The sequence below is a fragment of the Elusimicrobiota bacterium genome (assembly GCA_016180815.1).
Classification (GTDB): Bacteria; Elusimicrobiota; Elusimicrobia; order JACQPE01; family JACQPE01; genus JACPAN01.
In genome coordinates this window covers 1-8,793 of record JACPAN010000005.1, presented here as the reverse complement: position 1 = coordinate 8,793, position 8,793 = coordinate 1, and the positions used below count along the sequence as shown (strand labels likewise).

The window sequence follows — 8,793 nt, the reverse complement described above, 5'->3', positions numbered from 1 at the left end:
TCGCTGACGAGTCAGCACATGCACCCCTTACCGTTGCGCATTCCTCAGAACGCGTAACAAGCGTTACCCAATTAGCATTCTCTCCCCTCCCAATCCCAACGCTCGGTTTAACAAGCGTCATCTATAAGATACGCCACGGCGTGGATTTTGACCAGTGACCTTCGGTACCAAAATAGTGAGTCGTCAGACCTATGAACTTTTGGGACTTCAGTCCCGGTCCGTCGGAGATCGAGGTTGGTTTATCTCAATGCGTACAGCCGGCCGGACGATTGAGAATTCTCCTGGTATCGCCCTGAATCACATACGTATGCTTATGTCCCCATGGCGGGGTGCTCCCTGATTCGGTGTATGTGTTCGCAACGCCGCCGGCGGAGGTTAACAACACGGAATTCGAACCGCAACTCGCCCGATACGTGCTTGCGCTGGTGCCGCTGATTGAAATTGTGCAAGCCTCCACGGGCGCCGTCGTGCTTCCGGGCTCAGGATTAGCCAGCGGCGCGACCGAAGAACCGCCGGACGTGCTGGAGTCGCTGTAACAAAGACCGGTTCGTGCATGGAAATGTTGATTTTCTGCGCAAGTCGGATTGCTTGAAGCATCATCCATGCAGTTGCCGTCATGAAGGTGACTGGGCGGATTGCAGGGCAGAGTTCCCAGTGTGGGCGTGGTCGTGGTCGTTGTTGATGTCGCTGTGCCCGATCCACTGCCGCTTCTTCTTCTAGTGCCGCTGCCGGAGCGTCTGGCCGGAGCTGCCGGGGTCGTGCCCACAACCGTGGTTGTGCTTGCGGGCACTGCCGCCGCCGGCGGCGGAGCCACGATCACTTGCCCCGTCGAACAATTGACGGTCGCCGTGTTCCAGCGATAACGTCCCGCAGCCAGGCCCGCGCTCTCGATCGAAGCGCAAGGCGAATCCGCGCCGCGGCCCAAACGGATATTGGCATTACTGGTCCGGTCGCCGGAATCCGCGCGGAAATAAACGACGCGGGGGCGCATCAAATCCGCGCCCGTCCCAACGTCAAAAATCGCCAACGCTCGATATTCCGGGCCCGTAGCCCGGCCTGAAGAATCGCGGCCGACATCCCGGCTGGATATGAAAGGAGAATTCAGAGGGCTGATCGAGATCGGCCTTGATCCGGCATTGGCCTCAATATACTGCCAAGAGTCGCTGGTGGCGCTATTGGTGCTGATGGGCCGGAATATAGGCAGAGTTTCCATCATATAACGCGGCGTGGAGCTTGAGGCTCCGGCCGCAAACCCTTCACCCGTCAAACCGGCGTTGATCTCTTCTTTCACCCGCGACGGGTACACCACGAACGTCATGGTCACGCTGTTTAAATACTGGCGAAGCGCCATGATGGACCGGACGGTTTCCGCAGTAATGCTTGATGCTTGAACCGTCGCCAAGCTTTGGCTGCTGACATAAACATTAAGGTCGTTTAGGTTGGTGACGACACGCCCGGTCAATTGAGCGTCAACGCCAGGATGCCCGCGTCCTTGGAGCCGGACCTCGTGCCTGATTTTCCTTAAACGCTGCCTAAAATTTGCGGTATTGTGAGCCAAAGTCAAGTCATTGCGATGATCCGCAAGAAAGGCTTTGCGGAAATCATTCACCACAACCTCAAAACGCCGCTCCAAATCCTGGTTCAAACTGTTGATTCGGGCTTGCGCCGCGTCCCGGCCGCCGGCATAAGTGGCCCTCAAAAAGTCCAGCTTCTGCTCCAGAATCGGAATATTCGCCTGGTATTTTTCAGCCCTGATGCGTTCATTGCCCCTTAATGTGGCAGGGTCAACTTTCAACCGGTTAAATCGCGTGTTGTTGGTGACATTGTTCATGACCGTCACCAATTCATTCATGGCCTGAGCCGCATCGCGGATCGCGGTTTGGCAAGCGACGAATGATTCAGGATCAAGCCCCACGCAAGGACCGCTCGGGTCCTCATCCGGGACAACGCGCAAGAACAAGCGAAGGGCCGAGTCCGTTTCCCGGCGGTTTCTGGCGCGCTTGATCAAGGCATTCAATTGAGTCCTGTTCGCGGCGCTGGGTCTAACCGGCACAGCGGCCTCAACGGCGCCGAGCCTGGCCGTGAATGAATCGCGCAGAACTTCATACTGCCTGATCTGATCCAAAATCGCCCGGCGATCCGGAGAATCGGTGGCGCCGATGGAAGCGGCCTGGACCTGCACGTTAAAAACATAGCGGGCCCCTGAGGCCAAAGTAGGCGCGATTTGAAAATTTAATTTCCTGTTGCCGAAGCTCTCCCACATGGGAACGACGCCGGCCCAATGCCGGGCCGCTGTGGCCGCGCCGCTGGCCAAATTTTTCTCGTAAAGATAAAGAGCGCCAGCCAACCGGGCCTCGGGATTGGTGCCGGTTGAGCTCTGCATCACGCCGACCAGAAGAGACGCTTTATCGAAAGGCTTATCCGCATCGTTGATGGCGCTAACGGGAATGTCCCGCACCACAACCGGAGATGTTCGGGACATATCCGGAGACGCGGCGCCGGAACTCGAAAGCGCGCCCGAAGTTGAAACGCGACGGGTCGGGGAAGCCGTGGCCCCGGAAGATCCGCCTACCAACGTTGAAGCGCCGGCCGGCGAAACCGTGACCGGCCCGCCGGCAAAAGCTGAACCGCCGCCTGAAGTTCCGCTGCCACCGACGCCGCCGGCTCCCGGCGATCCGGGAGGCGGGGGAGGAGGAACGGTTCCGCGCGCTGCGGCTACATGACCACTGCCGGTCAGCCCTGAACCAGGCGTTGCGCCGCCGGTCGTTCCATGGCCATCGGCCCGAACAGGAACGATGGCAGGATCGGCTCCGGTAGCACCCGGTGTCGTGGTGCCGCCTGTCCCCGATCCATGCCCGCTCGTGCCGTCGAATGTTGCGCTGGCTTCGGCGGCATCGCCGCCGCTCTTGCTTCCCGTATGCCTGATCCCGGCGCGCGCACGGCCGGCGCCCGTCGGACGGGGAGTCGTCGTTCTTGCGGGCGTCCCGCCGCCGGTTGCTCCGGTTCCAGGAGTGGACCCTCCGGTAGATCCGGATGCCGCCGAGCTTCGGCGGGCCGCAATGGCGCTTTTAATCGCATTGATTCCGCCGATAGCTGATCCGGCATCAGTACAATCTAATTCACTGCCGTCTGCATTGGATCGCCCGGAAGTAAACCATCCATCACTTAAATAACAATCAGCATGCCGATTGTTCAAAATCTCAAGGTGACTGCCGATGGCTGCAATCTCGGCGGACGTAGCGCCTTCCAAATCAGCGGAGGATAACGGATAGGCCACAACCGCGGAATTACCGGCCACGGCGTTGATTTCAGAGGAACTCGCCGGATCATCGGCGAAAACAGTCACAGGCCCAAGGGCCAGGCTGATCAAGCCCAATAAAATAAAAATCCCATTCCTGGGGTTTAACTTAGCGTTACGCACGGTATCCTCCTCGAATTTACCCTTCCCTATGCAGTTCCCAACCGCCGTAAAAATCTGTCATGTCTAAAGACCAAGAAGCCGGTTCAACTCCTGAATATGCGCTTGACGGTCCGACTCGCAATCCCCAGGAACCGGCGCAGCCGCGCAGTCCATGGCCGCAAGCGCCAAAGCTTTATCGTTGATATCCCGCAACTCATCCGGGGACTTGCCGTTGAGCGTCGCCGTAGTCACCCGGTCCCTGAATTCCGGAATATCGCGCAAATTATTAACCACCGCCTCAGCCGTGGGCGCGGGAGGAACGGCCGGAGGAGTTGGCGTGCTCGAATCGCCGCCCGGGCCGGCGCCGGGCGCGGCCGCGGCGCTGTCATCCTCGCCCCTTCGCGCGCCGGTAACGCTCTCGATATCGGAGCAGCGAACGCCGTTGAGCGTAAACGTGCTTTCTTGCCACTGCGTGCTGGTGCTTTTCTCTTTCGCCTCAGTGGTCGAGGAGGCCTGATAGCGCACCCGAACCTGAGGGATGCAACTTTCCGCGTCCGCTCCGAAGGGATCCGCGCACGGATCCCGGCCGCACATATGTTCGACGCCGATAATCGACGCCGTCTTTAATTCATCATCCGACAAAGGCACTTTGCCTCTTAAAAACTCTTTCGTGCTTGTCGTGCAGGTCGTTGAGCGCGGTCCGCGACGGCAAACGAATTGCGTGGGTTCAGGCGGAGCGTCGCCGGCTAAAGCATTAACCGCGCCCCCGACTAAATTCGCCAGCGGCTCGGCCAATCCTTTCTGCGCGATGGTCTTTAACCCCTCGCCCAAGGCATCATAAGCCCAAAGCCAATCAGTAATATTGTCCCTTTTTTTCTGCTTCTCAAGCTCCCAGTCAAAAAGCGCTTTGCGCATATGATCCGCAATCGGATCGCGTTCAATCTTGTAATCAATGCTGGGGCCTTCGCTTTTATCCTGTTTAGGCGTATCCCCGCTGGTCACGGCTCCGCCGCCCGGTCCTTGATTCGTTTCGCGGCCGCCCGTTGATTCGCCGAATTTTCCCGCGGCATTGGCCGCGGTCTGTTCGGGCTGCCCATGCAAGGCGCCCAAAGCTTGCCGCGCCGCTTCACGCGCTTTCCTGACCGCATCCCTGCTCGACGTTGTTCTCGATCGCCGGCCGCTGCCGCCCATGCCCGGAATATTCTGAGCGCCTGAATAACTCAAACGCCCGCCCGGTCCTCCGCGCGAAGATCCGGCAGGCAAATTTCGCAAACGGCTGGCGATTTCATCCCCGGACATAATCCTCACCGGAGGCGCGGCCGATGAAGCCCCACCCAAGCCGCCTAAAGCCGCATTCAATGCGCCCAGCATGCCGGGTAATCGAGGTGGTTTCCCAGTTTGTTTCTCCGCTTCTTTTAGCCCCGCCCAAAACGGACTTTCTTTTGTTTGATCGAGCGGACCGCCTGCTGCCTTGGATTTGTCTTCTTTAGGTTTGGGGACGAGCTCCGAAAGCGGTTGAACCAGGCGGGTCGTATCCCTGGACCCAGCGGCTGAGGTCACGATTTCATCCGTGGGTTCGCTGCCCTCCGGAGGACGCGTCACTTCTTCCATATCCGTGGGCGCAACCTCAAACGCCGGCGTCAAGGAAGGCTCCTTTGGGGCGAACAATCGCACCGCCGCCATGCCGCCGAATAACAACAAAGTCGACCCGAACAAAAACGCCCATTCCCGGTAACCGATGGAAAAAAGGCCGGATTCGCCCTCGCCTTTGGAAAAAGGCAAAACAATGGGTTTTCTTTTTTTCTCCTCTTCCCGTTTGACCGGTTCGCGGTGCAGAGTTGAGGATTTAGGAACGTCCTTGGCATGGCTTTCAGGACCTTGAGCCCCGCGCAACAAACGGGTGAAAGACGGGGAATGATGCCCCTCTTTTTCATCAGCCACGATGATTCTCCCGCCCTGATCGGTTCATGGGTTGCCTTCAACCTTTCCACAGCCGGCCGGGCTGGCCGAAAATACCCGTCAAATAGGGTTGCATAACTACCTTAATTTTAAGCCCGGAACAGGTGACTATCAAGGGGCAAAAGTCCTATTTTGTTAATAGGACTTTAGTCCTTTTTACCTAAAAACCGAAGCCTTTTGAGCCGCCGGGAATGGCGCTTGTCCCGCCTGCGGCAGGCAAAGAAGGACTGTTGAGTTGAGTGCTGTTGAGGGAAGTTTGATTCAACGCCGGTCCGCTGTTTAGCAGCGTGGTGGAGCCGGAATAAGTCGCCTTGCTTCCGGTTATCGTCGTCGTATTATTCAGCGCCAACGGCGCTGAATAGCTTTGCAAATCGGTTAGAGAAACGGATGACTGCAGGCTTGTTTGATCAAGCTGAACGATGGGTCCGGTCGGCGCCGCAGGGCCGACGATCAAACCAGGATCAAGATCAACCGTTCCTTGGCATATCGGGCAAACCGGATCGGTACCCGTAATAATGATCGGACCGCCCAACACTCCGCCCCCAAGAAGCCCCCCGATATCTCCCAAAGGAACGTCATAGTATTTAGGGGGTATGCCCTGATATCCTCCGGGGTCGGTGAGAATGCCCCCGTCCGAACCGCCGCCCCCAAAAACAACGTCCCCTAAATCAGTCAATACATCGCCGCCGGTGTCTCCGGTATCCCCGCCGGAATCATCAGAGCCCCCGGCAGCGGGACCCGCCCCGGTGCTCAACAAACCCGATCCGCCGCCTAAAGTATTCAGCAAATCTCCGGCCGATGTATTCACATTTTCAGCCGCAATGCCGCCGATCTCCCCACGCGAAGCCAAATTTTCCAAGGCCGGGGAAATATTGATGCCCGCCACCGGCGCCATGCTCAATGAAAGCGCGCTGTCCGCGTCGCTGGCGCCCAGGGCATATTGCCCCAAGGCGACGGCTCCGCGCAATTCTTGAATAAGCCGTTGCCGCCGTTGAACCGCGCCGCGCGCCGTATTGATGCCGGGATTCACGGCCTGACGCCCCTTGGCGAACTCCAAATTGGGCCGGGCGTTCGAGCGCTGCCGGGCGTCATCTTCGGTCATGGGCGTTGCTTTAGCTAAACGCTTCTCCGCGCCCACCAAAGCCGGAGATTCGACGTTTCTTTTGCTGCTATTGCCCGACGCCGTGTCGCCGATCGAGGGCAGCGGCTCAAGGGTGTTCTCAACGCCCATATCCAAGAGCGTTGAAGTGACATTCGATGCGACGACAGGCTTTGTCTCTTTTTTCACCAAATCGATGGGCGAGACCGCATCCGCGGCTTTATCCGGTTTAGCCGAGGCCTTATCCGTCCAATCCTTGGGCTTGCCGAAAAGAATGAACGAAATATCATAGGTCAAATTCCCCGGCGTACCCCGAACCGCCATCACCGCCGACGGCTGAGAAGCCCCCTGTTCGATGATCTCGGAATTGGCCGTCCGGTACAGCGTTTTGCGGAAGCTCTTGGTCACGTCCTGGCTTTTAAGCCCCATAAAATTCATGACCGAGCCTTGCGTAGAAAAACGGGCCAATAGCCCGAAGGAAGTGCCCAGGCCGATGCCGCCGGCAAGAACGCCGGCGATCAGTTTAGTCGCATTGATATTCGCTGAACGGTAAAGAAAATTCCTATTCATGGCTTAAAAAGAATATACCCCCTTATCAACGAGGCTTATCCTATTGCTTCTATTTTAACCCAGCCCCGGCTTTTTTACCAGGGGACTTTAGTCCTATTTTTGGGGAGTCCCTTCGTCTTTTTGGCCTATTATTGCCCCGGCGCCGCCGTGCTCGGCGTCGTCGGTCTGGAACTGCTTTTCGCCTTGCCCGAAGGCTTCCGGCCTCCTGATCGGCCCCGGCCTGGGAACAAACCGCTTTCCTCAACGGTCACCGGCCTGGCCGTAGCGCCCCGGCGCGACGGCGGATCAGGCCTCTTGCTATTGGCCGCCCCGCCCCCGGCCAGGGGCCGCAATTTCCCCGCTTTTAATGCTTCCTCTATATTATTGGGGAAATTGCTCTTGACTGGGATACCCCCGCCTTGGGCTAAACCGACTGAAGATTCGCCCAGGGTATTGCCCGCTTCTCCCCCGCCTTCGGGAACAACAAGGGACTTGGGAACCAAATCATTTTTATCCACGTCTTCCGGCTTATCCGGCGCATAAAGCGCCCGCCACTCGGGCGTGCCGATCATGGCCAATGACTCATCCGGCTTCTGAAAATAAGACGCGTCCAAAAACAACGGGCGGCCGATGGTGGCCATTGCGATTTTGTCGATCTTGCGGTACAGGGACTGAACGGGCCCTGATTTGATTACCTGAGTCCTGCCCGCCTGTCCGCCCGAACAAAAAAAAGAAATCACCAAAGCCATCAACCCGCCGCCTAACAACAGCAGCAAAAGAAGGGCTTTGCGTTTTAATTCCTGCCGCCGGTCCTCTGATTGTTCAATGACCATAATTTTGAATCTTAAATTTCAAATTCGAAATTGCCGATCAACTGCTCAATAGAAATAGCTTAGCGGCAAAAAAGGCCTTTTTCCAGGAGAGGACGGAAATTCAGCGCTTCTGCTTGCTTCGGAGGGTTTTCTTCTCTTCTTCGATGGTCTGATCTATTCGTTGTTTGGAGTAGGAGTCAAGAGATTTCATCTGCTCATCGATGCGGCGATCCAGCTCTCTTTTAACGTGCTCGCTCAAACTGTTCATTTGCGTTTCGGCCATTTTTTCCAGCTTGGCCTGAAAATCCTTGGATATTTTCTGAAGCTCTTTCGGCGGCGGCACCACCCCGGCGCCGAACCATCCGGCCGCAGCCCCGCCGGCAAGCCCGATTAAGAAACCAATGACGAATTTTCCCACGACCCGATTAAACTAAATTCGACACAGGCTCTTGAACGTCAACTTTGATTTTGCCCTGGCGCACTTTCGCAATCAGCCAAACTCCGGCGGGAATCAACAAAAACAGAATGATTGTTTGAGTGAACGACAATCCCGGAAGATTCGGACCCTTGAGGGTGCTCTCAGGCCTGAAAAATTCAATGCAAAACCTTAGAATCCCGTAACCGATCATATAGAAACCAAAAATCTGGCCTTTATATTTATCCTTGACGCTGTTTAGGATTAAAAAAAGAATAAACGCTCCCGCTGATTCATAAAGCTGCACGGGATGAAGCGGGATTCCCCTCAAATGAACCGGAACGGAACATAAGGCATTTGTATAAACAACGCCGAGCGGCGACTCCGTCGGAGCCCCCCAGCAACACCCCCCCGCAAACCAATTCCCCAGCTTTGTGTACACCGTTTGCCCCGACAACAACGGCACGCGGTGGACGATCACGCTTTGTTCAAACCAGGGGGCCATGTTTGCAACGCGTCCCGTCGGATCAATCACCGCCGTCATGATCGGATCAAGCCC

General features: G+C 57.0%; 6 protein-coding genes. All 6 read right to left on the bottom strand.

Features of this window, described 5'->3' with window-relative positions; translation table 11 throughout:
- Positions 1-244: 244 nt before the first annotated feature.
- The 6 genes from HYT79_01975 to HYT79_01950 all read right to left on the bottom strand — a co-directional run bounded on the left by HYT79_01975 (position 245) and on the right by HYT79_01950 (position 8,778).
- The gene (locus HYT79_01975; GenBank protein ID MBI2069344.1) at positions 245-3,421 is read right to left on the bottom strand and encodes a hypothetical protein; all 3,177 of its coding nucleotides are present in this window, start codon (positions 3,419-3,421) and stop codon (positions 245-247) included.
- 63 nt (positions 3,422-3,484) lie between these two features.
- Entirely contained in the window at positions 3,485-5,341 is a 1,857-nt protein-coding gene (locus HYT79_01970; GenBank protein ID MBI2069343.1) for a hypothetical protein, read from the bottom strand.
- Positions 5,342-5,519: 178 nt separating this feature from the next.
- On the bottom strand, positions 5,520-7,028 hold the full coding sequence (locus tag HYT79_01965) for a hypothetical protein (GenBank protein ID MBI2069342.1): 1,509 nt from the start codon (positions 7,026-7,028) through the stop codon (positions 5,520-5,522).
- A gap of 128 nt (positions 7,029-7,156) precedes the next feature.
- A complete protein-coding gene (locus tag HYT79_01960; protein MBI2069341.1) occupies positions 7,157-7,840 on the bottom strand; it encodes a hypothetical protein in 684 nt (227 codons plus the stop codon).
- Positions 7,841-7,940: 100 nt separating this feature from the next.
- Entirely contained in the window at positions 7,941-8,237 is a 297-nt protein-coding gene (locus tag HYT79_01955; protein MBI2069340.1) for a hypothetical protein, read from the bottom strand.
- A 7-nt stretch (positions 8,238-8,244) separates the two neighbouring features.
- Positions 8,245-8,778, bottom strand: a complete 534-nt coding sequence (locus HYT79_01950) for a prolipoprotein diacylglyceryl transferase (protein MBI2069339.1) — start codon at positions 8,776-8,778, stop codon at positions 8,245-8,247.
- Positions 8,779-8,793: the final 15 nt, after the last annotated feature.

Excerpts from the sequence above, each read along its gene's own strand:
- HYT79_01965 (MBI2069342.1), bottom strand. The coding sequence starts at position 7,028 with ATGAATAGGAATTTTCTTTACCGTTCAGCGAATATCAATGCGACTAAA.
- HYT79_01960 (MBI2069341.1), bottom strand. The coding sequence starts at position 7,840 with ATGGTCATTGAACAATCAGAGGACCGGCGGCAGGAATTAAAACGCAAA.
- HYT79_01950 (MBI2069339.1), bottom strand. The coding sequence starts at position 8,778 with ATGACGGCGGTGATTGATCCGACGGGACGCGTTGCAAACATGGCCCCC.